The following is a 26,933-nucleotide window of genomic DNA, read 5'->3' as shown; positions in this document are numbered from 1 at the left end:
ACTTAAGAGCACTACTAAGTAGTGCTCCACTTATCTTAATATTCCATTTGGCGATAGTATCTTCTAAGTGTTAATGGATGATTTCTCTCACGCTCAAGGTATACGCTGATTCGACTTAATACTGACCAGTTGATGCTAACTGAAAAGTGCTTTCTGAATTCTTCGCTGATGCCTTCCATTTCAAAGCTTTTGGTATCAATAACCGTTATATTTTTTGAGATTTTTTCTACAAATCTCTCTACACGGTCCATCAGCGGTCTAGTTTCATCTTCCCCTTTTAATAAAATAACACTTGTATCTTCAACAACAAGTTCAAGCGTACCATGGAAAAACTCTGCAGCGTGGATGGATTTCGCTTGGATCCATTGCATTTCCTCTAAAATGCACATGGCATATGAATAAGTGTTTCCCCAGAGGTTACCAGAGCCGACCATCATGTGGTAATCCGTGTCTTTATGTGTAATGGCGAATTCCTCTGCTTTTTTGTCAAAAGATTTAACGGCATCTAGAATTGCACGCGGAAGTAGAGAAACCTCCTTCGTGAATTGTTCATATTGCGGGAATTCATCGTTGTTATGCATGAAACGGAAGACGACCATGTACAAAAGCATAAAGAAAGTATCAAAAGAGTGCGTTTCAGAACCGGTCGTTATACAGTAATCCGCAATTTGTGTTAACGGAGTATTTGGCTCTGCAACTAAAGCGATTGTAGTGGCCCCTTTTTCTTTACAATATTCAGCCGCTGCAACTGTTTCTTGAGTAGTCCCGGATACAGATGTAAAAATGCAGACTGAATTTTTGCTGAAATGCTTATGATTCATCACCATGAACTCAGCCGCAATTTCTGCATGGACATCGATGGTAGAATTTGATTTTAAAATGTATTCATATGGATACATCATGGCTATGGTGCCACCAGCACCGATAAGGAAAATATTGCTGTAGCCCCTTTTTGTGATTCCATCTACGATTTCTTCAATCTGGCCTCTAAAAGCAAGGCCCTCTTTTTCTACAAGATTTAGAAATAACTCCTCATCAAACTTTAGCATTAACAGCTTCCTCCCTTATCCCTACTTATTTGTTATGTCTTGTATTATATCTAAACATAATAATTTGCACAATCGATTTATTTTAAAATTTTTTCGGTTTATCAAAAGAAGGCCTAACTTCCCTTATCATTCTGCTAAGCCACGATATCGCTGTCGTTATTTTTCTTTGATCCATATTTCCTTTCCCAATAATAGTATACCGGCAGACCTGTTAAGATAACGATCAGCGCTGCAATCACTCCTTGAATAGGCGCCCAAGTAAATGTTCCCCAGGCCAGCCATGATGCTCCAAGAATAGCTAAAACCGTCGTTAACCTCCACATTGGCATACGATAGATTGGATTATAATCATCCCTTTTACGGCATTTATAAACAGCGGCAAAGTCCAGGATGTTAATTACCAATTGAATCAGTGTGAAATAGCCCAGTAACACAGTTAAATTACTGAAGCACACAAGTATACATGCATACGCAACCTGAACGATGATAGAGAAACTTGGAGTTTCATATTTAGGATGAACTCTTGCAAAACGTTGAAAGAATAGTCCGTCCTTTGCCATTGCGTACTCAAGGCGGGGCTGAAACATTATGCAAGAACTCAGCGAACCCAAGATAACAATAATCGCCGTAATGGCCACGAATGATGATGCAATATCAGATAATCCCGGAATATATTTTACAGCTTCAGAAACAGCCGCATTGGAGTTGATTAATTCATCAAACGGCATCAAACCGATGACACAAACGGCTAACAGTGTATATAAAGCCAACACGATGAATACCGAACTAATAAGAGCCCGCGGAAGTATTTTCCCTGGATTTTTGAACTCCCCAGCCATGAAACAAATCGCAGCCATTCCCGTATATGCCCATGTGGTTGCGGATACACCACCTATTAAACTTGAATTTTGGGCACCAGGTCCTGGTGTATAAGCAAAGTTATCAGGGTTCATGTACATAATTCCCAAGACAATGACAATCAGGAAAGGAATGATCTTGATAGCCGTGATAATGACTTGGAAAAGACCTCCTTCCTTCACGCTTCGATAATGAATCGATGTGATGAGCAGGATGATCGCAATACCCAATAATTTCCCGGCGACCCCAGAGAAAAATGGGAAAAAGGTTGCTAAATAAGAAACGATCGCTAAAGCCATAATCGATATGGATGGAGGATCCAACGCCCAGAAAGTGGCCCATCCATATAAAAATGCCAGAGGCCTCCACCCAGCTTTATTCAAATATACGTAACCGCTTCCATTTTGGGGGTATGCTGTCGATAACTCCGCCAGCACCATTACTTGCGGAATGGCAATCACGCCGCCTATTATCCAGGCCAGAATGGAAATGGAAGGAGTACCCGCAGCCTTTGCAACATCACCGGATGAGACAAAAATACCCGACCCTATTGTAGTTCCAACAGCAATAGCCAGAGCAGACCAAAAACCCAGCTTTCGTGTAAGTGTGCCATTACTCATAAAGAGTTCCTCCAAATTAGATGATTAAATTCCCAATTCCCTAACTTTTTCAATTGATTTCTTGATTGCATCGTTTGGATTTTGATAATAATTTGATCCCATAATCTCTAAAGTACAACTTCCTTTGTAATCATGGCTTTGAAGGCTTGTTAAGTATTCCCTCCAATTTAAAACCCCATCATCCAGTGCCAAATGTGCATCTGATTGACCATCTCCATCGATTAGGTGAAAATGGCTTAATTCGGGAAGGAAGGAATAGTACTCATCAGGTGTTTCACCTGCCAGATGCATGGAAACTGTATCTATCATTCCTTTTAGCGAAGGAGATTGGATTTCCTCTAACATTTTCTTTAACCCCTTAGAGTCGATTACCAGATTGGATTCATGCTTTGTCAATGGCTCTAAAACAAGAATCAAACCTTCCTTCTCAGCTACTTTGGTTAATTGAAAGATTGAGTCACTTGCATACTTCCATGATTCCTCCTGTGAAACAGAAAAGTCCCCTATTCCAGAAGTGATAAGCATCATGTTTGTGTCTAACTCCAGCGCGGCGTAAAGATTTTCCATAAAATACTCCATGCTTCTTTTTCGCCAATGAGCATCCGAGGATGCAATGTTATAAGGATAGATACATTGTTCTGGAGTATAGCAGATGATTTTCATATTTCTAGACTTAATTTCCCTTCTCAAACTCCTTATATTTCCTAGTATGTTGCGATAAACATACAAATGCGGCTCCCCACCCCATAACTCAATGCTATTAACCCCAAGGTTGTCCATGCAATCCAAAAAATGATGAAAAGGGAAATGCCTAAAAGTTATATTCATCCCTGCAATATTCAATTATTTCACCCCCTCATAATGACTTTTTATTTGTTATGCTTTGTATTATAATTAACCAGTACATTGAATGCAATAATTATTTTGAATATTAAAAAAATAATTATTCGCAAAATACGGAAAAGTCGTGATTTTATTATTCAACATTAATTAACTATTTTTTAGTGAATACGAATGGTAGAATGTTAAAGTATTATACCTAGTGCACAAATTTCTCTGGTACATTGTAAGTATTATATTGGTGATTATTGTTTGAAATATGATATACCTGTAGAATGGATGTTAACCTGGGGGATTTCCAAGAGATAATGTATCCTGAAATATTGTAAGTGAGTGGTTAATAAAGAATAAACACCTCAAAAAAGCCGTAATTGAGGGGAATCTCCTTAAATGCTGTAATTTACCGGAAAATATAGGTGGGTTTACACTAATACTTCGTGAGACGAATTAGTTTCTAAACTTTTAAAAATAGCAGGCAGTACAATTTGTACTATCCTAGCGGAAAGGACGTGCCATTATAATGAATCACGACAAAACAGCCATCACTAAAGTACGTACAGGTCCCATGTTTGCGGTGATGCTGGCTGGTGCTCTAGTCGCTTTCTTAAATCAGACTTTAATTAATATCGCATTGCCTCAATTAATGACTCATTTTGACATATCAGCGGCAACAGCGAATTGGCTTACTACTATCTTCTTATTGGTCAATGGGATTGTCATTCCGATTACCGCTTTCTTAATGGAACGATTCAATACAAGACAATTATATTTAGCTTCGATGGGACTCTTCGCCTTAGGAACTTTTTTATGCGGAATTGCCCCCAGCTTCTCCGTCTTATTGATCGGACGTGTGGTTCAAGCTGCAGGTGCGGGGATTTTGTTCCCGTTGATCACAAATGTGATTTTCACTTTATTTCCGCCTAACAGACGCGGTTTCGCAATGGGCATATTTGGTATCGCGATGAATTTTGCCCCGGCTGTAGGACCTACGCTATCAGGATGGATTATCCAAAACTATTCTTGGCGGGTTCTGTTTTTTATCATTTTCCCATTTGCCCTGCTTGACTTCATCTTTGCCATTTTCATCATTAAAAAAGTAGGGAAAACCAGCCGGCCTAAACTCGATAAACTGGGTGTCATTCTATCCACTATCGGATTTGGCGGGGTTCTATATGGATTTGCTACTGGCGGTACCAAGGGCTGGGGCAGTCCCGAAGTACTGACGATGTTCCTTGTTGGAGGAATCAGTTTAGTTTTATTTGTCTGGAGGCAATTTACTGTATCACATCCTATTTTGGAATTTAGAATTTTTCGGTATCGGATGTTCACTTTAACGACAATCATCAACATCATCGCAACCATGGGTATGTTCTCTGGAATGATCATCATGCCGATCTATATGCAGAATATCCGTGGGTTCACTCCGATGGAATCCGGTCTCATGCTATTGCCTGGCGGGATTTTAATGGGGATCATGTCCCCTATCACAGGTAAACTGTTTGATCGATTTGGTGCGAGATGGCTTGCGGTGAGCGGACTTGCCATCACTATCATTACAACCTATCTTTTAACGCGGCTTCAGACAGATACATCCTATTCTTATGTGGTGTGGGTATATACCATTAGAATGTTCGGAATGTCGATACTGATGATGCCTATCTTCACAGCCGGATTAAATGAATTGGCACTTAGCCTAAATAAATACGGCACAGCGATGGTCAATACATTGAGAATGGTGGCAGGTGCTGTTGGCATGGCATTCTTTGTGTCCATCATGACAAACCAAGGAACGAAACATGTTCAGGAAATCTTATCTCAAAGGAACATATCACCGGATAATACATCACAAATGGCGACTGCCATTAAACAAGGCAGCGTAATGGGAGTGGATGATGCATTCATGATAGCAACAGGTCTGACCATAGTTGCATTCATACTGGCCTTTTATATCCGGCAAACTTCACCACAAGAAGATACTATTACAAATCGCCTATCAAAAAAACCATCTTAAATAAAAAAGGCTAAATCCAACCTATTTTCCAAGGTAAAAAAAATTCTTATATTATTAAACTGACTTGCCCCATGAAAACAAGGAAAAAAAAAGAGACTCTTTTAGTGTCTCTTTTTTTTGCCCTAATTACATCATGGCCTAAAACGAGAAGGCCTTTACTTTGATTAGCTTACTCCCATGTGAATTAAAAATGTCTTATGAAGAACAAATAGCAATCGTAATTTCCAATCAGCTAAGTATATATTTAGATTTCTCTCATATATTTTAAGATAATGCTTTGGACAAGGGGAATTTTTTTATGAAAAAGTTTGTTACGCTGCTTTTTTCAAGTTTTTTCATTGGAGTAGGTCTAAACTTATTTATTATTCCCATTCATCTAATAAATGGCGGGATATTTGGCATAAGTTTATTAATCAAATATGTTTGGGGAATCCAGGTTGGACATACCATGATCATGATCAATATTCCCATATACCTTCTATCTCTTCTATACGATAAGTCTTATTTCTTTAATGCCATCCTTGGGTTAGCTTTCACTTCCACCATTATTGATTGGCTAACACCACTAAACGGTTTGGTTCATCTGCCGATCATAACAAGTGCCATTATCGGTGGAATGACGATTGGGATAGGTGTCGGTTTTATGCTGAGACAACATATTAGCCCAGGTGGAGTGGATTTACTAGCACTATTAATATCTAAAACCACAGCAATCAATCCTGGAATTATTATTTTTATCATTGATTCTCTCATAGTAATTGCGGGAATAATCATATTGAAAGACTTAAAGTTAATGTATTCCCTCATCACGATATCCTGTGTCGGGTTCTGCGTCATTATAATCAATTCTTTTAAGACAATTAACTTTTTAAGATAAAGTTGTACTTACAAGTGCTGAACAAGGAATGCACTCCCTTACGATATGCATTTTGCTTGTACTGTACTCGGGATTTTTACGTTTACTCGTGAGTTTTGCTGTTTTACTCGTGAATTCGGCCTATTTACTCGTGAGTTCGTGCTGCACTTGTGATTTCGCTTCGTTTACTCGTGAGTTTTGGCCGTTTACTCGTGAATTCGGCTTATTTACTCGTGAATTCGTGCTGCACTTGTGATTTCGCTTCGTTTACTCGTGAGTTTTGGCCATTTACTCGTGAATTCAGCCTGTTTACTCGTGAATTCAGCTTATTTACTCGTGAGTTCGTGCTGCACTTGTGATTTCGCTTCGTTTACTCGTGAGTTTTGCTGTTTTACTCGTGATTTTAGCCTATTTACTCGTGAATTCGGCTTATTTACTCGTGAGTTCGTGCTACACTTGTGATTTTGCTTCGTTTACTCGTGAGTTTTGGCCATTTACTCGTGAATTCAGCCTGTTTACTCGTGAATTCGGCTTATTTACTCGTGAGTTCAGCTTATTTACTCGTGAATTCAGCACGTTTACTCGTGAATTCGTGCTGTACCCATAATTTCGCACCGTTTAGCACTTGCCAGTTCTCTTGCATCTCTGGTTTTAAGTTGATTAGATATACAATAACCTTTATAGGAAAATTCCATATATGTCCGTAACCAAACCGAAAAGCTTGAACAAGGTCGTCTTATTGATGGATTTTTATCCTTTTCACACCTGACTCTTAAACCTGGATGTAGATATTGCACATCACTTGTGTCATATAATCACCTTTAATTTCATATTATTCGCTATCTTACCGAAATTTCCATCTATCACACCTGCCCCGTTAGTACCATAAGAAAAAAGGCTGCCTCAGCAACCTTCCATTTTAGAGTAAGAGCCCATTAGTTGAAGAGCAAAGTATTATTATACAAAGCATTTTAATCCAGAAATACCCAAACGGAATTACAGCTATGAGACCTGGATTAATGCTATTCTCGTCCTAAAGATTCGACTTTTTGTTTTTACTGAATGAAAATTTGCTCTTTTTTGTTGTCCACCTGTCCGTGCTCCAATAAAACCCCTGAAATAACAATACTTACTATCCAACAATAAGAATCCTTTTATATAATATTTTGTGTCCAGTTTATGTGAATTTTACTAATTAAATAATTTGACTATCTTCGGAACTTTTAACATTTCTTCTCCATATTTTCTCCATCTGTTCAAGAGTCTTGCCTTTGGTTTCAGGAACCATTTTCCAAACAAATAGGGCAGAAAGCACGCTCATTGAACCATAGAAACCGTATGTTAGTCCCCCGCTATATTCCATCATCATAGGATATGTAGAAGAAATAAAATAGTTAGCCGCCCATTGGGCAGCTACAGCAATAGCTACAGCCCGACCTCGAATTTTATTAGGAAAAATCTCTGAAATTAGCACCCAGCAGATCGGACCCCACGACATCATAAATGAAGCTGTATAAATAATGATAAATACAAGCGTCCCTATTCCAATTATATTAGAAAAGGCCATGCTTGCTACACCAAACATACCAATTGCCATTCCAATAGAACCTACTATCAATAATGGTTTTCTTCCCAATCGATCAACTGTTAAAATCGCGATAACTGTAAAGATAACATTCACTAATCCCATAATAATGGTTTGCAGCATAGAAGAATCTTTAGCTGCTCCCATGCTTTCAAAGATACGCGGTGCGTAGTATAAGGCTACATTTATACCTACAAATTGTTGAAAGACAGAAAGCAGTACACCTACAAAAATAACTAATTTTCCATAAGCGAATAATTTTTCGGAAGAAATATTGATAGTGGTCGTTTTTTTAATATCACTCAAAATCGCTTTCGCTTCTGAAGATCCATTGATTTTTGTAAGTATAGCTAAAGCTTTTTGATCTTGATTCTGTATTGCCAAATAGCGAGGTGTTTCTGGAACCAATAACAAAAGTACAGCAAAAATTAAAGCTGGTATCGCTCCTGAAGCAAACATGTATCTCCATCCTACATCATTTATCCATTCTAACGTTTCACCATTTGCAATACCCCAGTTTACAAAGTAAACGACTAACATACCAAAAATAATCATAAACTGATTAAATGATACCAATCTGCCGCGAATATCAGCCGGAGCAATTTCTCCTATATAGATTGGACAAATGGCAGACGCTAATCCAACACCTATCCCCCCTATAATTCGATAAAAGTTAAAAGCTAGTAATAAAGAAAGTGTTGGTTCACCTTTTGTAAAAAATAAAAATTCAGGATAAGAAGCACCTAATGCTGATACTATAAAAAGAATCGCTGCAAGTATAAGTGATTTTTTACGTCCTAGTCTTGATCCAAAATAGCCGGAAATTAATCCTCCGATAATACATCCTATTAAAGCACTTGATACGGTGACGCCATGTGCCAAAGGGCCTAAGCCTAAGCTATCGATCAAATAAACCTTTAACGATTCTTCTGCTCCAGAAATTACAGCTGTATCATATCCAAACAGTAATCCTCCAATTGCGGCGACTAATGTAATCGAAAAGATATATAATGAGTTCCGTTTTTGCTTCATGTTTTACTAAAAACAGTTATGAATGAAGTCTATTAATATTAAAGCACATACTTTTGGTTGCGCTTTCAAAATTAATGAACAAGAAGGACCTCTCTTCCCTCACTCATTCTACTAACTGCTTTTATCCTCCCTTCCATTATAGATTTTCATTTCACTAAAACAACTTTTGACATTGAATACCAAAGGTTTTTACTCGACGGTAAACGTAAAACGAGTTTTAGAATGATACTCTTTATTTTTTTCTAATAAAATGGAAGGTAATTGCTGATTATAAATGGCATTTGGCGGATGTTGAGTTTCGAGACATAAGCCAAGGTGTTTTTGACAAGGAATTCCTCTAATTAGAAAAGTATCTTCTAACCTATTTCCCGTATATAAAACAACATATGGCTCATCTGTTTCCACTATCATTTTCCGTCCGTTAGAAGTGGATTAACTCTCCCTGCCACTCGACCGATTACTGCTCCAAAATAAGGGGAATAATGTAAATATTCTTCTGCAGAATCAAATCCTAACACGATATTTTCTATATTCCCTTCTTTGTCTGGTACATCAATTCTAGTAATCGTACATCCATAATCAATACAGGTTACTTTTATGTTTTGATTGTTAATGATTGTATAAGACTTTACCAATTCTCTATTTATTTCACCGAAAATTCCCTCTTCTATTTTCATATTAATCTCCTTTTCGAAGAAAGGGATGCATGATTCAAATGCAACCAGTTACTTTCTGCTAAATTGATTCAGCTTTTTGCTTAAGTCTTTTGTTTGGTAGTATACCTCTTTATATAAAGCATAAAGTTGTTTATACACTGGAACATTTTCTAATTTAGGTTGATATGTCTTTGAAGAAGATATGAATGAATCTGCGCATTCTTCTAACGAGTTGTACCACCCACAACCATAAGCGGCTAACATGGCTGCCCCTAGCGCCGGTCCTTGCTCAGTAGATAGTTTTATAATTTTTGTGTTAAAAACGTCTGCTTGAATCTGAAGCCAACTATCGTTTTTTGCACCCCCGCCAATTGATACAATAGACGTAATTTCTTTTCCATTTTCTCGAATAATTTCTATTGATTCATTTAATGAGAAGGTAATTCCTTCAATGACTGCCCTTGTAAAATCCCTCTTTTTATGAGAAGCATCCATTCCTATAAAGCTTCCACGTATAGTAGCATCTGCATGCGGTGTTCGTTCCCCAACTAAGTATGGAGTAAATAGAAGCCCATTTGAACCAATTGGAACATTGTTTATATCAGCCAGTAGTTCTTCAAATGAATCATTTTCAGCAAAGTTATCTCTAAACCAACTTAAACTGTGGCCAGCAGATAATGTAACTCCCATCGTATAAAAAGCATTTTCTTTTCCATGATTGAAATAATGCACTTTCCCAGCAAAGTCCCTATCATTTCGCTCCTCATAAGAAAGTACGACACCAGATGTCCCGATGCTGCATAACGTTTCTCCCGATGATAGAATACCAGCTCCAATTGCTCCACAAGCATTATCAGCCCCACCCGCAAATACCTTAGTCGATAATGTTAGTCCTGTTTTTTGAGAGAATTCCTCATTAATTGTTCCGACACATTCACTTGATTCCACCAGCGATGGGCAAATGCTGATATCAATGCCCACTAATTGACAAAGCTCTTCGCTCCATTTTTTCTCACTCACGTTCAACAATAATGTACCGGCAGCATCTGAATATTCACTATGAATTAAGCCTGTCATTTTGAAGCGTAAATAGTCTTTAGGCAGCATAAATACAGCTGCTTGATCAAATATCTCCGGTTCATGCTCTTTAACCCATAGCAGCTTAGGTAGTGTAAATCCTTCCAAAGCTTGATTTTTTGTTATTTCTAAAAGACGTTTCTCTCCAATCATTTCATATAGCTGATGACACTGTGCTGTCGTCCTTGTATCATTCCATAAAATAGCATGACGTAAGAGATTATGATTCTTATCCAACAGTACGAGACCGTGCATTTGTCCGGAATAACTTATTCCTTCTATATCTTCTGGTCTTACATCGGATTTGGAGAGTATCTCATTTAAAGCACTAGCAGTCTGCTGAATCCACTCCTCTGGATTTTGTTCACTATATCCCGTTTTTTCATGCAGAAGAGGGTAATTTTTAGAAGCTTCTGCACAGATCTCACCTTTTGTATTAACTAAAACAGTTTTGACAGCGCTCGTTCCTAGATCAATTCCTATAATATATTTCATCTTGATTCCTCCACTTTTATAAAAGAGAGCAGAATTTGTTTCTACTCTCTTTTATCCGTTAAACTTCTAAAATATATTGATTTAAGGTGGCTTTTAATCGTTCCTGTCTTCCTGAATTATTCGTAATGTTCGGATTTTTCAATGCATACTGCTCTAGTGTTTGGAAGTTGGCTCTTCCTTCAACAATCTCAAGACCAATTCCTTTTTTGAAACTGCTGTAGCGTTCATCAATGATGTTTTCAAAAACACGATCTTCCAATAATTTATGAGCCACTTTTAAACCTCTAGCGAACGCATCCATCCCAGCCACATGGGCATATACTAAATCTTCTTGTTCAAAGGAACCTCTGCGCACTTTAGCATCAAAATTTAACCCTCCACTGCCTAATCCTCCATTTTGTAGTATCTCATACATTGCTAAAGTTGTAGAATATAGATCTGTTGGGAACTCATCGGTATCCCATCCTAAAAGAGGATCACCTTGGTTTGCATCCAATGATCCCAAGAAGCCTTGAACTCTGGCTACGCGTAATTCATGTTCAAACGTATGCCCAGCTAAAGTAGCATGGTTAGCTTCAAGGTTTAATTTAAAATGGTTATCTAATCCGTATTGTCTCAGGAACGAAATGGTCGTAGCTGCATCGGTGTCATACTGATGCGTTGTTGGTTCCTTTGGTTTTGGCTCAATTAAGAATTGACCTTTAAATTGAATTTCCTTAGCATAATCTACAGCCATATGCATAAATCTAGCCAAGTTATCTAACTCTAACTTTAAATTTGTATTGAGCAGTGTTTCATAGCCTTCACGGCCGCCCCAGAACACATAGTTTTCTGCTCCTAACTCTTTTGCCGTTTCGAGTCCTTTCTTTACTTGGGCTGCTGCAAAAGCAAATACATCTGCATTACAAGAAGTTGCTGCACCGTGAACGAAGCGGGGATTTGTAAACATATTAGCTGTGTTCCACAATAACTTTACGTTACTTGTTTTCATGTATTCTTTAATCATGCTAACGATTACATCAAGATTTTCATTTGTTTCTTTCAATGTGTTTCCTTCAGGTGCGATGTCTCGATCATGAAACGCAAAGAAAGGAACCCCTAATTTTTCGAAAAGTTGAAAAGCTGCCTCTACTCTAGCTTTTGCTAAGTCCATTCCATCATATTTATTCCATGATCTTTGCATCGTAGCTGCACCAAAAGGATCTGTCCCATCTGCTGTAAATGTATGCCAGTAAGCAACTGAGAAACGTAGTTGTTCTTTCATTGTTTTACCGCCTACTACTTCTTCTGGGTTATAGTATTTAAAAGCTAAAGGATTTTTAGAATCTTTTCCCTCATATGAGACTTTGTTTGCGCTTTCAAAATAATTAATTTTATTTGTATCAGTTTGAATCATGGTTACTTCCCCCTTTAATTAAAGTGAAAAACTTTCTTCAGAAATATAAATCGTGAAAGTTTGTTGCGTCAATAAACTAACTTTATTTCATGATATACAAAATAATTAGTTATTTCAATGTTTTTTTTGAAAATTAACGTTATAATAAGAAATATACTATGTCTACCCTAAATTTTAATTAAAAAACAAAAAACACTTAGTTCAATGGTAAAACAAAGGAGCGATTATCATTCCGATAGCAGATCAAGCATTAGTAAAGAAAATGAATCAAAAGTTGATTTTAAATGAAATTTTAAAAAACTCACCTATCTCAAGGGCAGCCCTTTCTGAGATAACAGGGTTAAATAAATCCACTGTTTCTTCCCAAGTAAATGAGTTAATTGAAAAAAATATTATTTTTGAAATTGGAGCAGGACAATCTAGTGGTGGCAGAAGACCTGTGATGCTCGTTTTTAATAAAAATGCAGGCTATTCAATAGGTATCGATATAGGTGTGGATTACCTTAATGGAATTCTAACCGATTTAGAAGGCAATATTATCCTTGAGAAGGCTTCTGACTTGTCTAGCCCTTCAGCTGGTGAAGTGAAAGAAATTCTGTTTGCACTTATACATGATTTTATCATTCATATGCCCGACTCTCCTTACGGTTTGGTGGGAATAGGTATTTGTGTACCAGGTCTTGTGGATAGCAATCAAAAAATCATTTTCATGCCCAACTTGGAATGGTATATTGAAGATTTGCAACTCTTAATTGAAAGCGAGTTCAATGTACCTGTTTTTGTTGAAAATGAGGCTAATGCAGGCGCATGCGGTGAAAAAGTGTTTGGGGTTACTAAAAACTATGAAAACATCATTTACATCAGTATTAACGTTGGAATTGGAGTCGGAATTATTATTAATAATGAATTATTTAAAGGAGTAAATGGCTTTTCTGGAGAAATGGGTCATATGACGATAGATTTTAACGGTCCCAAATGCAGCTGCGGGAACCGGGGATGCTGGGAATTATATGCATCCGAAAAAGCATTACTGGATTCTTTTTCTGGCGAAAAGAATATGTTACGAAAAGAAATTGTTGAACGTGCAAATAAAAATGATGTAGCCGTCTTAAATGCACTCCAGAACTTTGGCTTCTACGTCAGTATTGGCTTAACAAATATTCTCAATACATTTGACGCACAAGCTATTATTTTGAGAAATTACATTATCGAATCTCACCCGATTGTGTTAAATACCATTAAGAATGAGGTTTCTTCTAGGGTAAATTCTCATTTGGAAAGTATGTGTGAACTATTGCCCTCTTCATTAGGAAGAAATGCACCTGCATTAGGAGCTGTTTCAATTGTGATCGAACATTTTTTAAATGTCACTACAAGCTAATCTATTTCAGAGTATAGATGATAGATGTCTGAATATCTTTCCTAACATAACAAGAGAGGTCTTTCTCTACCTAGAGTAAGACCTCTCTTGTTTTTTTCGTCCCCATATCTATGCAAGAATAATTGTGTTAAATGAGTTAGGTTCTAGATAAAACATTTTTTTGTAGTCCATCAATGGAAATAACTTTCTTTCATCATAATGAGAGATTTTTCTTTTAGTTTGGCTCCATACACAGTTCCTCCGTTCTCTATATCCGTCTAAAACCTAAGGAGGAATATAATTTCTTTCATTCTTCAACGGAGAATAAGAAGTACCACTGCTATTGGCATTGGGAAAGGGAGCAGATTTCTGAAATCAAATGAATATTTTTCAAGAAATAACTGCAGGCAAACTCGCTTTTCTTCAAGTTATCCTTCAGTCAAGCGTGATTCCTAAAGGATTGTGCCACAACTGTTTAAGATTAAGATTTTTTAGAATGCATTAAAAAAAGAAAAGTGGAATATGATTAAAATGTCAATCTAAGGGAGGGAATGTGAATAAATGAAAAAAACAAAAATTATATATTGGATTTTCACAGGACTTTTAGTGGCACTAATGGTTTTGGGTTCTATTCCGGATATAATGTCTGTTCCCGATGCAGTCGCATTATTCAATCATTTAGGTTATCCTACTTACCTCCTGCCCTTTATTGGGATTGCCAAATTATTAGGTGTCGTGGCAATACTTATTCCAGGCTTTCCAAGAATCAAGGAATGGGCTTATGCCGGTTTTGTATTTGATTTGACGGGGGCTATGTATTCAAGCATTTCAGTGGGCGACCCTGCCAGTGGATGGCTGATTTTCATTATCGGGTATATATTGATAGCCGGCTCTTATATTTACCATCATAAAATATTAAAATCCGCTTCATCTGGCACATCGAGCAATAAGAATAGTTTAACAATATAAATAAATTGGCCATGAAAAAACATCGTGAAAGGTGTTTTTTCTAATTGGTTTAAAAGTGGAGGAAGTGATATCATCTTCGCTTTTCTTTCTAATAAGAAATAAAATCAAAAGCGTCCCAATAGGTTTCCTTATTGGGACGCTTTTTTTTAGTACATTTGATTAACTTACTGTTTTTGAAGTTAAATACGCGACAAGGATATAGCGTTCAGGTGCTGACCCAATATAATCAAAAGGGTAACAGGTACTGACGGTTAGCGTTGCCCGTGGCTTTGGTACGATTACGGTTCGATCATCCTTATCCACAATTCGAACTTTGTTGACTTTGTATGTGAACTCTCCTGCCGATGTTCTTACTATCAACAAATCTCCTTCGCCCACTTGCCCGAGTTTACGGAATACGGTATCTCTATGACCGGAAAGTACGGAATTGTCATTTTCACCAGGTAACACACTTCCTGCAAAGTGACCAACGCCTTTTTCCAATTCATCCTCATTTGTGCCATGGAAAATAGGGAGTTTTGTTTTTAGTTTGGGTATATAAAGCTCCCCGATTTCTTCACCCGTTTTAGGGCGGACAGGATATAGCTCTTTCTTTGTTGTGTCATTACTTGGTGTTTTATCAATTGTTGGTTTATTACTTGGTGGTTTCTGCACTGTTTCATTCACTTGGCTGCTAGGAGCATGAGTCTTGTAAAGAAAGTAGCCTTTTGCAAACTTATACAAATTGGATGTGGAAAACCAAACCCCAAATAAAATGATGGCAATTGCACAAGAAAGCAGCAGTAACCGCTTTTTCTTTAATTTTTTCATATTAAGCTTTCCTGATTTTTCGATACATCAAGCTTCCGAACAAGACAAGAAATAGTCCTAAAAGGGCACTAGGCAAATAACCGGAAGCGGTATTTGGCAGTTTAGCACCTTTTACCGTTTGATGTTCTGAATTAGTATGGGTACTAATCTTTTGTTTTACTGGTTTAGCAACTGGTGCCTTTTCAATGGTCTTTTGTACCTCTTTAGCAGATTCCTTTATTTGTCCGCCTGCATTAGTAAGAGTATCAGAATCGACCATATCACCTGTTATTAACAGATCAGCCAAGAACTTTCCGTCAGTATTATATATTGATATTTTCAGGTTAGCACCCTTCAATTCTTCCAATTTCATTAAATCCAAAAGGGATACAGGTGATTCCGAACCACTTTTCACAAGGGAATAGGAAACATTAAGCTTAAAGATGGAAAGTAATTCTTCATAGATTGAGGCCATTTCAGCTATCTGTTCAGCTGTAAGCTCGGTTGCTACATCAAATTCCTCGAAAGCCATCATGCGGTTGCCCAATTCTTCAAGTCGCTTGACTGTTTCCGGGTTGGAAAGATGGTCTTCCAAAGACATCAAGTGGTCTTCAAGCCGCTGTAGTTCCTCTTCCGTTAGACCGAGTTCCTGCTCGAAAATAGGAAGAAGCTCATCGGCAACTTCGCCATCCATCCCGCCGCCAGTAAGGTTCCAAACAGTTTCTTCAAGATTATCTATGTATATATAATCGTTAATATTTTCACCATTTTCTTCTAACATTTGAAGCAAGGCTTGTTTATCCAATCCATAATTCTCATTAAAATAATCTAAGTTGCTTAGGTCTGCCTTTATGACGTCACCCAGGAATTCGCTAAGCTCTTCGACAGATTCAAATTCTTCCGTGCTAAAATCATAGGGTTTCAATGACGCTTCGATATCTTCTAGTGTTACTTGGAAGCCTCTTTCCTTGCTAACCTTGGCCAAATAATTGACTAATTCTTTGTCAAAATTCGGATCGCGTTCAAAATCGCCCTCTTCTGTCTCTTCTGTATAGAAATAAACAGTTTCATCGAGGTCCCAGATAAAGATATAATCGTCTAGTTCTTCGCCATTTTCGTGTAATAGATTAATTAGGCTCTCATTAGTTAGATTATAATCTTCATAAATGGCATCTAGATTACTCAAATCAGCCTTAATAACTTCGCCCAAGGCTTCTTTTAGATCACCAATAGATTCAAAGTTCTCAATACTTTCATCGTAAAAAGAAAGAGATGTTTCAATATCATCCTTCGTCACTTCAAAACCCCTGACAAGGCTTACCTCTTTTAAATACTTTGTAAGTTCTTTCTCAAAATTCTTGCTTGGTGCCGCCGATGCTAATTGGGGGAATAAGCTAATTAACAACGTAAATGAAATTAAAATGGTCCACAGTTTTTTCATACTTTTCTCCTATTCATATCATTTCATATGTTTCTAGAAAATTATAAGGTAATAACAATAATTTAACAATGAAGTTATTTTTTCCAATAAGGAAAAATTGCTATATTACTTACTTTTCAAACAAACTTTTTAACAGCATATACCACTGTTTACGGTAATCAAGACGTATTTCTTCCTATTTATATATTGATTTCAAAAAGAGGGATTAAAAAACTCCCGCTACTGTGATCCAGATAAAAAGAATTATTAATATTTTAGGGGAAACATAACTTAGCTCAAGCAAAATGAATATAAATTCACCACCGGGCTACATCAATTTCAAGTAAAGTAGTCAGTCTATAAGTATCAGACCTCATATCCTATAAAGTTTACGCTTAGACAAAGTGAAAAAAGACATACTCGACCCTGGAATGGTCGAGTATGTCGGAAACAGCTATCCAGCTTAATACTCCTTCTTCTACAACTAGACAAAAAACTACAGGTTTTTTATCATTATTTAATCACCGGTATTAACTACTGATACTATACCGCTTGAGGGATTTAAAATGAGTGTTTATTTAATGAGGTCCCCGTATCATATCTAAGACTACTTAAATAAAAAATGAATCAGGAAGTTAAGCAGTATTACCTGATCGATTATTATTATTTTATGTCCTTTATTGAATTCCTTTTACCTTGTTAAATAAAGAATATAGATATTTTACGCAAAGATAAATTGTTTACCATCTCCCACTCCTTTGAAATTATCTAGGTGTACTCACCCGTACAAACCTCCTAGGGCCGATACGTCGTTTAAAACTAAAAGGAGAACGACAGCCCCCTTTGCAAGTTAATAATTTTGTTCGCTAATCAAATCATTTAACTTCATCTATAATGATTCCTGGTTAGTTAATCCATATCCAGCTTGTGAATTATAAGAGTAGTCACCATTTTTAATCGGCTAAAAAACTACTTATTGTCCTTCAGGGTTTTTGAAACAGTTGATTTAAAAGTAATGAGTTCAGAGCAAGCGTTCAGCATTTTTTAAATTACCAAAGCCGAATTCATTGCTGAATCCGGCTTTGGCTAATTCTACTATTTTTCGAAAATTGCATTAGATAGAAGACGGAACAAGTAATCCGGGTGGTCGCGGAAACCTGCTTCTAACCCAATAAGAGTTACATCTTTATTCTGTTCTTTTACGATAACGGCTTGGCCCTTTGCGGTTATGTTATTTTGCCAGTGACCAGCTACGAAGAAATTATCTGAATCTTCAAGGGTCGCGACAATTTCATCATTACCAGTATCCGTGAACCATGTTGGACGATAGACAAATCCGATATCATTTTCTCCATAACCTGCTGTTAAACCAGTTCCCTCATAATCGACTTTTACGATACCATTACTGTTGGAACCTCCTACATTAATGATGTCGTCTGTAAGACCGAGTGTTTTAGTTGCTCTAGATGCACCAGCACCTACAGCTATATATTTGCCTCCTTCATTTAAGAAGCTTGTCACATTGTCTTTAAATGCATTAAGTTGCCCGGCGTTCTGTAATCCAAATTCTTTATTAGCTTCGGAAAGGTTAGTAGAAATGAGACTTTCCGTTCCACTATAGACAAAAATATCAAAACCGTTAAGGGGATTTTTAGCCACTTCGACTGGCGTAACTTCTGTCACATCAAAACCTAGTCTTTTCAAAGCAAGCTTTGTTCCTGCGTGTGATTTCTGTTTACCCATACCTCCATCCTTTAATATAGCCACTTTTACAGACGTAATAGCCACTGCATCTGCTGGTACATCAGCAGTTCCAACCTGTAACCCAGATTCTTTCACCGCTGCTGATACCTGATTAGCTACTGTTTTTGCAAAGAAGTTACCTTGTGCATCACGTACAATAGGTATTCCTTGCTTAAGCAATCTATTTACTAAATTTACCGATTGGACAGAGCTGTTCGGAATCATAAACGGTCCTTTTCCTGAAACCTTGCCTTGACCTGTAATCTGGTTTACTTTCGTTGCATTGACTTTAATAGGATTTTGTGTGGCTACTGCCTTGAATCCCCAAAGCTCCGGTAAGCTCCATGCGGAAATGTCGTACATTGCTGGGGTATCGTTCGTGATGTCTTCCCCATCCCAGAGCATCGTGTTTGCTAATCCGGCTTTCGCCTGGTCCATCTCAACGAGATAAGTTCCTTTTGGATATAACACTCCATCCGCTTCAAATGCATTCACAGCTTGAACAACTTCAATATCATTATTGATCAAATGATTTACAGCCTTATTCGTAACAGTCGGATCCTTAGGGTCTAGTGGAAGTATGTAGGCTTTTGGAAATAAGCCTTCCTTATGAAAAGGATGGTCAAAGTTAATTCCTCTTTTAAAAACTTCAATTTGATCTGTAATCATGGATTGCTTGTTGGCTGTTGCGAATTTCAGTGCTCCCATAATCGAATTATACATCCATCGTACGCCGTCCCAATCATTTGTTGGAGCTTCTAATGTATGACCGTAAGCACCATGATACATCGCATACATTGGTGTGAAAATTGGAGGATAATCATCCCAGCCAGCGGAGTCATCGCGCAGCGGAATATAGGTACCTTTCATGTTTTGATACAAGGATCCTGAATAGTTCTCATGATCCTTCATTATTTCCGCTTCCATCGCTTCTGCCTGTTTATAGGCCCATTTTCCGTATAAGTCATACTCGTAATTAGGATTATGCGGTGGCGTACAAGGCTCAATTAACCCCTGCAGATTTGGCTGATAATTCTTCACATAACCATGAGTATCAAGGAACACCATCGGGTTCCATTCTTTAATGAGCTGAACCATCTCTTTTGTTTCTGGCTGCGATTGGGTGATAAAGTCACGATTTATGTCAATTCCTTCGCCATTAAAGCGGGTGGCATCAATACGTCCATCAGGGTTTTGTACGACATTGAAAATAAGAATATTATTCTCTAAAACGTCTTTGGTTGTTGCATCATTTTGGGTAGCAAAACGTTCAATTAATTGAAGGATTGCATCGCTTCCGACAAATTCAGTCCCATGAATAGAGCCATTAATCATGATTGGAACTTTAAAGTCAGGATTATTGGCAACCCATTCTTGAGCTTTGCCTGGATTCTTAAACATTTGCTTTCTAAGTGCCTTCACTTTTCCGAACTTCCCTTGTGTTGTTGGGTCGGCAATCGTGACAACATAGAGTGGGTTTCCATCAGCTGATGTTCCACGGACTTCAACTTTCACACGGTTTGAAAGTTTTTCAATCTCTTTTAATTTGGAACCAATTTGTGAAAATTTCACAAAGTCATAGTTTTCGCTATTAAACTTGCTTCCGTCCTGTTCCTCATATGTATTCACATTTGTCCATTGAGGTTTCTCAGCATGTCCAGAACTCCACGGTATTACTGTTAGTAGACTCACAGCCATCAGGCCGGATAATGCTTTTTTCTTTTTCATCCTAAAACCTCCAGTATGATTTTTTTGTATATATCCCACCAAGTCGTTCAATGTTTATTTTATTGGGATTCGCTCTCCTATTGCAGCACTAGTTTCAGAAGGTCAAATTTATGTAGTGTTACTTGCTGGGGGAGCTTATCAAATTTTATAAAGAATATTTTTAACGATGTGGTATGTTCAACATTATAAAAATAAACCGCTTTCAACATGGTTTGTTCAGCCCTTTAGCGAGTCATTTCGTGTTGTATTCAATTAAAATATATATTAGTCAATTAACGCAATACCTACCCGAATTGGCTACTGTAGCTGATTAAATTCCTTTCTAGACTAATAAATTTCTCCTTTTCTGCACCCTACTAATTTTTTAAATTTCCATACATGTTTAAGAGTATCGCCTCCTTATTAAGAAATAGTAACTACAAGCTTAGATAACTGTTTTATAATATTATACACTTATTTTTGTGCGAATTAAGAATTTTCAGTTAATAATAATTGAATTTTTATCCTTTTTTCATACATCAGAAACATAAATTATTTACAAATAATTTCCACGCGCTAAATTGATAAAACGTGGTCATTGTTTTAAAGATAGTAATAAACGAACTTCTTATTTAGCAGTATTCACCTTCTTAGATTTGAACGGCTAAGATTTAATCGTTCCGGATGAAGAAGTCTTTAGTTTTATCATGCTCATAGCAAACGATAAAACGATGCCGCCATTTAAAGAAGCGGTGTATTAGGTTGATTCTCATATGCATAAACAAGAAGAATAGTCACTTCCGGTAACAATCGGAGGTGGCTATTTTTGTGTTCTCATTTAAATAGAAGAGGAGTTTTCCAAATGAATTACAAAATGATACTTATGTTATCCGCTGATACTCCGGAGCAGTCACGCTCAACCGATGTAGACAAAGTTATGCTAGCAACTTATGAACAATATTGTTTCCAAGGTTCTAAAGATTATATATTGTCACATAGATTACAGGAACGTAGTCGTGAAATAGATTCTTTCCCTTTCCCTCTACTGATAATAAAAACGTAAAACCCCATTGCTTTCACAAAAGAATTATACGGTTTCAAAATATAAACTTTAACAAATTTACTTTTTCTATTAGTTAAGACCTAGACCTAAACATTTATGTCAAAAACCTGGTAAGTACTCGTTGAGTCCGTTCTTTCATGATGGTAAAAGATAGTCTGTAATTAAAAGTATAGAAGATATATAACTAAGGTAAAAAAAGAGTATGAGCAAATGAAAGGTGGATATGCAAGGGTATCGACAGTTGGACAGTCGCTTGAAAGCCAAATTGAACAATTAATAGAATATGATTCCGAAATAATATATATGGAAAAAGAAAGTGGAAAGAAAATAGATCGCCAGGATTTAGACAATGCAAGAAAAGCATTAAGAAAAGGTGATAAATTAGTCGTTACTAAAATGACCGCTTGGCCCGTTCTGTTAGGGACCTTCATAATATTGCTATTGAATTGGAAGCTGAGGGAGAAGGCAATAAAAAACGTCCTTATCAAATCGAACAGTGATGTGTTCAAAAAAGGACGAGTTTTGGAACAAATAATAACTTATTTATAATATCGTGCTTAATCGATAAAAATCATAAACGCCAATCCATAGATATGGGTTGGCGTTTTGGCGTACTTCTTAAAGTTACAAATATGATTAGTTCATTTTCTAAACAACATATTAAGAAATGTTTTTCAATTCCTCTGTTAATCGTAGGAATTCTTCTTTGTTATAATCCTGTAATGACTGGTCAATCTCTTTTCGGATTTGCTCTTTTCGGAAATTAAGAAGGGCTTTGTTTAACACCATTTCAGCAAATTCAGAATCCTTAACGTTTATTTCAGCTTGTGGTGGTGTATTAGCCAAATTCTTTTCCATAGGAAACCAACTCCTTGACCTTTTTTCTATTATACCACCAGTTTTCAGAATATTCAAATATTTATCTAAGTAGTTCCAATAATATATCTATTAGACAGATAATTGTTTTATATGTTTTCAATAACAAAACTAATTATTTATTACATAAGTACTTCCTTAAATAATCTTATTTCTCTAATTTGAATCGAATAGGTAATTATAAATCTAAAGTTAGTTAATTTATTTGTAGAGCATTTCTCAGCATTAAATTTTTAAAAAAGTAGTGTTTTTGACTTTAAAAACTATGTTTTACTTTCAGGTAGGTTTACGTTTAGCTGTTCAGTGATTGCTGGATGGTTCTGGTTTAAACTAAACGAACTTTATAGGAACCCCCTAAAAATTTTGATTGCAGGGGTTTTCTTCCATTTTTCTATTTTTGATTATGTAAAAGCTTATTTTTCATAAATAACGGGGACTAATTCCATCCCCACCTTTTGGGCTGCAATATAGCGTCTGTAACCGTCCCTAAGGATCTTTGTATCCCTATTTATCATAATGGGTTCATCTAAGCAGCCTGTCCGTTTAGCATGATTTAAAACTTGTAGTGTTTTTTCAACACTCGGATTGGAATTTAAAAACTCTTCCGTTACAACAATCTGATTTAGTAAAATAAACTCTTCTGTTTCATCTGGTTTCATTTTTATTTTCACCCCTATCTGAAGTCTAATTATATTCTTTATTCACCTATTATAAGACCGATTTAATCAGCTATTGTCACTTTTCTCATCCTAAGGCCACCATTTGGCAACCTTCTTATGGCGCTAACGCACCCTTTAGTGTAAGTACATTTGTTCACATGTTAGTTCAAATAGAGGATAAATTAAAAAAGAGCAGATAATTTTTAGGTATCTGCCCTTCTTTTTTAACAGTTGGAATGACTCTTGTTCATTAAATTAATAAAGTTTTCAAATTGATTTTCAAGGTATATCCCTCTTTCATAGTCGTGCTAATTAAATTTTTTTTAAGGGGACAGTCCCCATTAAAAATGGGAAAGGAACCCGGTATGACTGCATACAGATAGGGGACTGTTCCTATTTCTAGAAATAAAAAACCGGGCGGCATCAGCCGTCCGGCCCATTCTGTATTCCATTATTGTTTGCGATGTTCAAAGGTTTTACATGCCGTTTCCTCAACATTGTCAGCGTCATTGTTATCAAGGCCCACGACATAAATGGAGTCGGCAATACATTGATTCCCCTCGGCCCAGTACGTACAATTCTCTACGTTACACAAAACTTCGAGTTTCATAAAATGTCTCCTCCTCTTTATCGTTTAGTAACATATCCCCGTTTTTGTATATGGATAAACTCACATACACTTTTTCCTTCTTCTACGGAACTACCCAAATGTCTGTAAAACCAAGCTCACACTCGCCTTCTTTGCTGACCATAAGAGAGCAGATAGATTGGAATTCACCATGCCTTCAGCTGTTTCTGGAGGCAATTATCAAAAGTCTGACGAAGCAGCCATACCTACTTAAACTAAGCCAGCTAATAGGATGTCAATTTCTTTCTCTAAATTTTTCATTCCCTTATGATATACTATTTTTGGCCATGACAAATAACCCTCCAAACCCCTTTTGGAAGGGTTTTTTCTCTATATCACAAAACCGTTATTTGGCTAAATCCAAAAGTTTTTTCAGCCGTTTTCATTTCCTAAAATAAAATTTAAGTCATTCTACCTTAACCTTAATCTTATCAATGGCATTATACCCATAACCTTTTTTATTCCAGAAAGGTAAATTAGGTTGAATTTGACCAAATGAATCTGTTGCTCTGGATTTAATCGTGTACTCACCTTTTTCTGATATATTCCATTCGAATGACCAACTAACCCATCCATAACCAACATTCTTACCAGGTAATATATCGGCGTTACTCCATGTATAGCCATCATCCATACTAATTTCCACTTTTGTAATAACTCCTTTTCCTGTCCATGCAATCCCTTTGATTAAATGCACACCTGTATTAATTTTTTCCATGTCCAGCGGTTTTTGGATAGTCGAATTGATATTTATTGCAGTGACCGGAAATGCATTTTGATCATTGTCTTTATTTGGATAATACATATAATCAATGTTTTGAAAAGGTCCATTGAAAGTAGTATTAATAACACTTATCTGCTTTATCCACTTAACAGATGCCATTGCATACCACTGCGGAACGATTAATCTCAATGGATAACCATGTTTAAAAGGAATTGGCTGGTTATTATACTCATATGCAATGATTGTATCCTGATGCAGTGCCTTCTCGATAGGCAAACTCCTCGTGTAGGTGTAAACCTCATCCAAATCGGTCCTAAGGCCATAATCATATCCCTCCACGACAACTTCTTTTGCCCCTTCTCCTATGCCAGATAATTCAAGTAATGTCCGTAATGGTACACCTTTCCACTTCCCTTGACTAATGGCCCCCTTTTCCCATTGTTCTCCAAATGTTTTAGGTTCGAAGAGATTACGCTTGTCTCCCGAGCATTCAAGGACAACTTCAACCGTTTTGGATGGATATTGAAGAATGTCTTGCAAGTACAGCAGTAATGGAGCTGATACTGCTCCATTTATAGGAAGCCAATAGTTTGAAGAAGAAAGTGCCGGATAAGTAAAGTGGTTCCTTCTAAAAAATAATTGGTTTTCCACACTATCATTATTGATGAATTGAATGGGTGTCTCCTGATTTTCCGGCAGTAAACTACGCGTAGTTAAATAGGGTCTCACTTTTTGAGGTTTTGTCATGGTTCCCTCCTTATTAATATGAATCATTATAGATGTATACTTCGTTACTGCCCACTTCATCCTACACACCATCTGTTTAAATCCAGTTTGTATAATCCTACGGCCGATCCCTTTGATCCCTATTTGAATGGCTATTTGTTGTGCATTTTCTTGTAATAAGTAAGGGTAGGGGTCATTTAATTTCCAGTCTTTAGGATATTAATCCAATTGCACTTTTTAGTACTTTCGGTGCCTTTTTAATTCCTTCGGTTCCAACAAAACTGCTCGCACTCGCTATTAATATGCTTGAAGAAATGAATTTGACCACATAAAAAATTCCTGATCCAATAATTAGATCCAGGATTAAAAACCTTTTAATTGTTGAACCTTTTATTATATAAATAACGAATTGGTCGTTTTTCTTCATACTCAGAATGGTCACACCCTTATCTTTTTCTAAATGTTATGTCAAAGAGGGGTTGTCATATTCTTCTGCATCTTGCATTTACTATTTAAGTGGACCCTCCCCTATAATTAATGCGGTAATCTACATAAGGAGACAACCATGTATATTTGGAATATTAACAAACTTGTCAAGGCGTTACAGCAGGAACAATAACTGGCAAACAAAAGAAACGATATCGGATAACTTTTTGGGTACTAGTTGCCCTTACAGTGTTTTCACTGCCAGGAGTTGATAACCCTTCATCTATGAATGGATATGATGTTATTGATCTAATTTTATTTTTTATTATCAATATGATTGCAATCTATCTTTTAGTCGGTATTTATAAAAAGAGAATGAGGAAAGAATAAAATTTCTTCTTGCCCTTTTTTGGCTTACTGATTCCACTGTTTTTACGTAACAGCATATGGACCATACTTTTAACTATCATTGGCTCAATTTACATTGTCTTATATGCTCCTTATCATTCACTTGAGGAAACTAATATTTTCGATGTAAGTATTCATGCTATAGTTGAAATTGTCATGAATATCATGTTTGTCCATTACTTTAAGAAGATATAAAACTAGTAAGCACCTTTTTTGGTGCTTTTTTAATTTGACTTCACAGTTTCACTTCTTCCTGACAGCTTCATTCATTCCTTATAGGTATACGTTTCATTACTATTAATTAAACAAACGAGAATCAAAAATGAAAAAAATTTGCTTCTTATCAGTTTCTTAGTACTAATCTCTTTTTCTCCTAATAAACTTAATAAACTAACTATTTAGGAGGGGTGCAATGTTTAATCAAAAACTGGATAATATTAGGCCGCTTATTTGTAAAATTAATGACGTCACTTACCAAAAGTACCATCTATATAAGAAATCATATGAGCGGGAAGTTTTCGTCATAAAAGATTACGGAGAAGACCGCGGTATTACCAATAAAAGTATTGCATTATTCGAAGCAGTCAAGGATCATTTTGATCGTTTTAAAATTGCTAAAATTACTAAAGAAAATATTAAAGATAATATTTTGCTCGATAGCGATCTCATCCTTATAGACAAAAAAGGAAATGAGCTACACCTTTCTGGTTGTAGTTGCGGGTATGCTGGCACTGGTTCACAGGGGACAGTTGAAATTTTGAATAAGGCTGGATTCGAGATAGATAGAAGGTTTGTGTTTTGTTCAAAAGGATTCACTCTTTTTCATCCAAATGAAGAAAAAGAACTTTATGGCGAACGTTTATAAATTATCCAGATAACGGTCTATATCTATCATTACCTAATCTCCTCAGCAAGATATAAAATGGAAATGTATGAAATAAAAAATAAAAAAGCCTTGGG

General features: G+C 36.5%; 24 protein-coding genes. 9 read left to right on the top strand and 15 right to left on the bottom strand.

Translation table 11 applies throughout. The features are described 5' to 3' along the window. Positions 1-35: 35 nt before the first annotated feature. The 3 genes from OTG27_RS16765 to OTG27_RS16755 all read right to left on the bottom strand — a co-directional run bounded on the left by OTG27_RS16765 (position 36) and on the right by OTG27_RS16755 (position 3,370). A complete protein-coding gene (locus OTG27_RS16765) occupies positions 36-1,049 on the bottom strand; it encodes an SIS domain-containing protein (protein WP_268937479.1) in 1,014 nt (337 codons plus the stop codon). 134 nt (positions 1,050-1,183) lie between these two features. Continuing rightward, positions 1,184-2,527, bottom strand: coding sequence for an amino acid permease (locus OTG27_RS16760; protein ID WP_268937478.1), 1,344 nt, complete (start codon positions 2,525-2,527; stop codon positions 1,184-1,186). Between the two features lie 24 nt (positions 2,528-2,551). After that, the gene (locus OTG27_RS16755; protein ID WP_307730108.1) at positions 2,552-3,370 is read right to left on the bottom strand and encodes a TIM barrel protein; all 819 of its coding nucleotides are present in this window, start codon (positions 3,368-3,370) and stop codon (positions 2,552-2,554) included. Positions 3,371-3,887: 517 nt separating this feature from the next. On the opposite strand from OTG27_RS16755, the gene OTG27_RS16750 reads away from it, so the two are divergent. From OTG27_RS16750 to OTG27_RS16735, 4 genes are all read left to right on the top strand, one after another. After that, positions 3,888-5,378 carry a DHA2 family efflux MFS transporter permease subunit gene (locus OTG27_RS16750; protein ID WP_268937477.1) on the top strand — a complete coding sequence of 497 codons (1,491 nt, stop codon included), beginning with the start codon at positions 3,888-3,890 and terminating at the stop codon, positions 5,376-5,378. Between the two features lie 298 nt (positions 5,379-5,676). Next, positions 5,677-6,255, top strand: a complete 579-nt coding sequence (locus OTG27_RS16745; RefSeq protein WP_106028347.1) for a YitT family protein — start codon at positions 5,677-5,679, stop codon at positions 6,253-6,255. A gap of 149 nt (positions 6,256-6,404) precedes the next feature. Then, positions 6,405-6,593, top strand: a complete 189-nt coding sequence (locus tag OTG27_RS16740; RefSeq protein ID WP_268937476.1) for a hypothetical protein — start codon at positions 6,405-6,407, stop codon at positions 6,591-6,593. Beyond that, positions 6,590-6,841 carry a hypothetical protein gene (locus OTG27_RS16735; protein ID WP_268937475.1) on the top strand — a complete coding sequence of 84 codons (252 nt, stop codon included), beginning with the start codon at positions 6,590-6,592 and terminating at the stop codon, positions 6,839-6,841. Before OTG27_RS16740 ends, OTG27_RS16735 begins: the two co-directional genes overlap by 4 nt. Positions 6,842-7,429: 588 nt before the next feature. Here the strand turns inward: OTG27_RS16735 and xylE are convergent. The 5 genes from xylE to xylA all read right to left on the bottom strand — a co-directional run bounded on the left by xylE (position 7,430) and on the right by xylA (position 12,475). Beyond that, a complete protein-coding gene (xylE, locus tag OTG27_RS16730) occupies positions 7,430-8,851 on the bottom strand; it encodes a D-xylose transporter XylE (RefSeq protein WP_268937474.1) in 1,422 nt (473 codons plus the stop codon). 189 nt (positions 8,852-9,040) lie between these two features. Next, complete coding sequence (locus tag OTG27_RS26515) at positions 9,041-9,262, bottom strand: aldose epimerase family protein (RefSeq protein ID WP_307730107.1); 222 nt, start codon at positions 9,260-9,262, stop codon at positions 9,041-9,043. Continuing rightward, positions 9,259-9,528 carry an aldose epimerase family protein gene (locus OTG27_RS26510; RefSeq protein ID WP_307730106.1) on the bottom strand — a complete coding sequence of 90 codons (270 nt, stop codon included), beginning with the start codon at positions 9,526-9,528 and terminating at the stop codon, positions 9,259-9,261. Before OTG27_RS26510 ends, OTG27_RS26515 begins: the two co-directional genes overlap by 4 nt. A gap of 48 nt (positions 9,529-9,576) precedes the next feature. Continuing rightward, positions 9,577-11,079: a xylulokinase gene (xylB, locus tag OTG27_RS16720; RefSeq protein ID WP_268937473.1), complete on the bottom strand. Its 1,503-nt coding sequence runs from the start codon at positions 11,077-11,079 to the stop codon at positions 9,577-9,579. 58 nt (positions 11,080-11,137) lie between these two features. Continuing rightward, on the bottom strand, positions 11,138-12,475 hold the full coding sequence (gene xylA, locus OTG27_RS16715) for a xylose isomerase (RefSeq protein ID WP_268937472.1): 1,338 nt from the start codon (positions 12,473-12,475) through the stop codon (positions 11,138-11,140). A gap of 229 nt (positions 12,476-12,704) precedes the next feature. Between xylA and xylR the strand changes: the two genes are divergently transcribed. After that, positions 12,705-13,856: a transcriptional repressor XylR gene (xylR, locus tag OTG27_RS16710; RefSeq protein ID WP_268937590.1), complete on the top strand. Its 1,152-nt coding sequence runs from the start codon at positions 12,705-12,707 to the stop codon at positions 13,854-13,856. A gap of 540 nt (positions 13,857-14,396) precedes the next feature. Further along, positions 14,397-14,804, top strand: coding sequence for a DoxX family protein (locus OTG27_RS16705; RefSeq protein ID WP_048687048.1), 408 nt, complete (start codon positions 14,397-14,399; stop codon positions 14,802-14,804). Positions 14,805-14,963: 159 nt separating this feature from the next. Here the strand turns inward: OTG27_RS16705 and OTG27_RS16700 are convergent, their stop codons facing one another. The 3 genes from OTG27_RS16700 to OTG27_RS16690 all read right to left on the bottom strand — a co-directional run bounded on the left by OTG27_RS16700 (position 14,964) and on the right by OTG27_RS16690 (position 20,484). After that, positions 14,964-15,614 carry a class D sortase gene (locus OTG27_RS16700; RefSeq protein ID WP_268937471.1) on the bottom strand — a complete coding sequence of 217 codons (651 nt, stop codon included), beginning with the start codon at positions 15,612-15,614 and terminating at the stop codon, positions 14,964-14,966. Position 15,615: 1 nt separating this feature from the next. Beyond that, complete coding sequence (locus OTG27_RS16695; RefSeq protein WP_268937470.1) at positions 15,616-17,034, bottom strand: processed acidic surface protein; 1,419 nt, start codon at positions 17,032-17,034, stop codon at positions 15,616-15,618. A gap of 1,074 nt (positions 17,035-18,108) precedes the next feature. After that, the gene (locus OTG27_RS16690) at positions 18,109-20,484 is read right to left on the bottom strand and encodes a M14 family zinc carboxypeptidase (protein ID WP_268937469.1); all 2,376 of its coding nucleotides are present in this window, start codon (positions 20,482-20,484) and stop codon (positions 18,109-18,111) included. An 841-nt stretch (positions 20,485-21,325) separates the two neighbouring features. On the opposite strand from OTG27_RS16690, the gene OTG27_RS16685 reads away from it, so the two are divergent. Both OTG27_RS16685 and OTG27_RS16680 read left to right on the top strand, forming a co-directional pair. After that, positions 21,326-21,526, top strand: a complete 201-nt coding sequence (locus tag OTG27_RS16685) for a hypothetical protein (protein WP_057276234.1) — start codon at positions 21,326-21,328, stop codon at positions 21,524-21,526. A 210-nt stretch (positions 21,527-21,736) separates the two neighbouring features. Then, the gene (locus OTG27_RS16680) at positions 21,737-22,075 is read left to right on the top strand and encodes a recombinase family protein (RefSeq protein ID WP_268937468.1); all 339 of its coding nucleotides are present in this window, start codon (positions 21,737-21,739) and stop codon (positions 22,073-22,075) included. A gap of 111 nt (positions 22,076-22,186) precedes the next feature. On the opposite strand, the gene OTG27_RS16675 is transcribed toward OTG27_RS16680, so the two are convergent. The 4 genes from OTG27_RS16675 to OTG27_RS16660 form a co-directional block, all read right to left on the bottom strand. Then, a complete protein-coding gene (locus OTG27_RS16675; RefSeq protein ID WP_268937467.1) occupies positions 22,187-22,384 on the bottom strand; it encodes an IDEAL domain-containing protein in 198 nt (65 codons plus the stop codon). Between the two features lie 431 nt (positions 22,385-22,815). Then, positions 22,816-23,061, bottom strand: coding sequence for a ParB N-terminal domain-containing protein (locus OTG27_RS16670; RefSeq protein ID WP_057276244.1), 246 nt, complete (start codon positions 23,059-23,061; stop codon positions 22,816-22,818). Between the two features lie 451 nt (positions 23,062-23,512). Then, positions 23,513-23,671 (bottom strand): DUF1540 domain-containing protein, encoded by a 159-nt coding sequence (locus OTG27_RS16665; RefSeq protein ID WP_268937466.1) that lies wholly within the window; start codon positions 23,669-23,671, stop codon positions 23,513-23,515. 424 nt (positions 23,672-24,095) lie between these two features. Continuing rightward, positions 24,096-25,160 (bottom strand): sulfite oxidase, encoded by a 1,065-nt coding sequence (locus OTG27_RS16660; RefSeq protein WP_268937465.1) that lies wholly within the window; start codon positions 25,158-25,160, stop codon positions 24,096-24,098. Positions 25,161-26,385: 1,225 nt separating this feature from the next. Here OTG27_RS16660 and OTG27_RS16650 point away from each other — a divergent pair. Next, on the top strand, positions 26,386-26,838 hold the full coding sequence (locus OTG27_RS16650; protein WP_268565066.1) for a hypothetical protein: 453 nt from the start codon (positions 26,386-26,388) through the stop codon (positions 26,836-26,838). The last annotated feature ends 95 nt before the right edge of the window (positions 26,839-26,933 follow it).

The organism is Peribacillus sp. AS_2 (assembly GCF_026891895.1).
In the GTDB taxonomy this organism is placed as follows: Bacteria; Bacillota; Bacilli; order Bacillales; family DSM-1321; genus Peribacillus; species Peribacillus frigoritolerans.
The sequence above is the reverse complement of the archived record's forward strand: the minus strand, read 5'-3'. Positions and strand labels throughout refer to the sequence as shown.

Excerpts from the sequence above, each read along its gene's own strand:
- OTG27_RS16765 (WP_268937479.1), bottom strand. The coding sequence starts at position 1,049 with ATGCTAAAGTTTGATGAGGAGTTATTTCTAAATCTTGTAGAAAAAGAG.
- OTG27_RS16760 (WP_268937478.1), bottom strand. The coding sequence starts at position 2,527 with ATGAGTAATGGCACACTTACACGAAAGCTGGGTTTTTGGTCTGCTCTG.
- OTG27_RS16750 (WP_268937477.1), top strand. The coding sequence starts at position 3,888 with ATGAATCACGACAAAACAGCCATCACTAAAGTACGTACAGGTCCCATG.
- OTG27_RS16745 (WP_106028347.1), top strand. The coding sequence starts at position 5,677 with ATGAAAAAGTTTGTTACGCTGCTTTTTTCAAGTTTTTTCATTGGAGTA.
- xylE (WP_268937474.1), bottom strand. The coding sequence starts at position 8,851 with ATGAAGCAAAAACGGAACTCATTATATATCTTTTCGATTACATTAGTC.
- OTG27_RS26515 (WP_307730107.1), bottom strand. The coding sequence starts at position 9,262 with ATGATAGTGGAAACAGATGAGCCATATGTTGTTTTATATACGGGAAAT.
- OTG27_RS26510 (WP_307730106.1), bottom strand. The coding sequence starts at position 9,528 with ATGAAAATAGAAGAGGGAATTTTCGGTGAAATAAATAGAGAATTGGTA.
- xylB (WP_268937473.1), bottom strand. The coding sequence starts at position 11,079 with ATGAAATATATTATAGGAATTGATCTAGGAACGAGCGCTGTCAAAACT.
- xylA (WP_268937472.1), bottom strand. The coding sequence starts at position 12,475 with ATGATTCAAACTGATACAAATAAAATTAATTATTTTGAAAGCGCAAAC.
- OTG27_RS16705 (WP_048687048.1), top strand. The coding sequence starts at position 14,397 with ATGAAAAAAACAAAAATTATATATTGGATTTTCACAGGACTTTTAGTG.
- OTG27_RS16700 (WP_268937471.1), bottom strand. The coding sequence starts at position 15,614 with ATGAAAAAATTAAAGAAAAAGCGGTTACTGCTGCTTTCTTGTGCAATT.
- OTG27_RS16695 (WP_268937470.1), bottom strand. The coding sequence starts at position 17,034 with ATGAAAAAACTGTGGACCATTTTAATTTCATTTACGTTGTTAATTAGC.
- OTG27_RS16690 (WP_268937469.1), bottom strand. The coding sequence starts at position 20,484 with ATGAAAAAGAAAAAAGCATTATCCGGCCTGATGGCTGTGAGTCTACTA.
- OTG27_RS16685 (WP_057276234.1), top strand. The coding sequence starts at position 21,326 with ATGAATTACAAAATGATACTTATGTTATCCGCTGATACTCCGGAGCAG.
- OTG27_RS16680 (WP_268937468.1), top strand. The coding sequence starts at position 21,737 with ATGAAAGGTGGATATGCAAGGGTATCGACAGTTGGACAGTCGCTTGAA.
- OTG27_RS16675 (WP_268937467.1), bottom strand. The coding sequence starts at position 22,384 with ATGGAAAAGAATTTGGCTAATACACCACCACAAGCTGAAATAAACGTT.
- OTG27_RS16670 (WP_057276244.1), bottom strand. The coding sequence starts at position 23,061 with ATGAAACCAGATGAAACAGAAGAGTTTATTTTACTAAATCAGATTGTT.
- OTG27_RS16665 (WP_268937466.1), bottom strand. The coding sequence starts at position 23,671 with ATGAAACTCGAAGTTTTGTGTAACGTAGAGAATTGTACGTACTGGGCC.
- OTG27_RS16660 (WP_268937465.1), bottom strand. The coding sequence starts at position 25,160 with ATGACAAAACCTCAAAAAGTGAGACCCTATTTAACTACGCGTAGTTTA.
- OTG27_RS16650 (WP_268565066.1), top strand. The coding sequence starts at position 26,386 with ATGTTTAATCAAAAACTGGATAATATTAGGCCGCTTATTTGTAAAATT.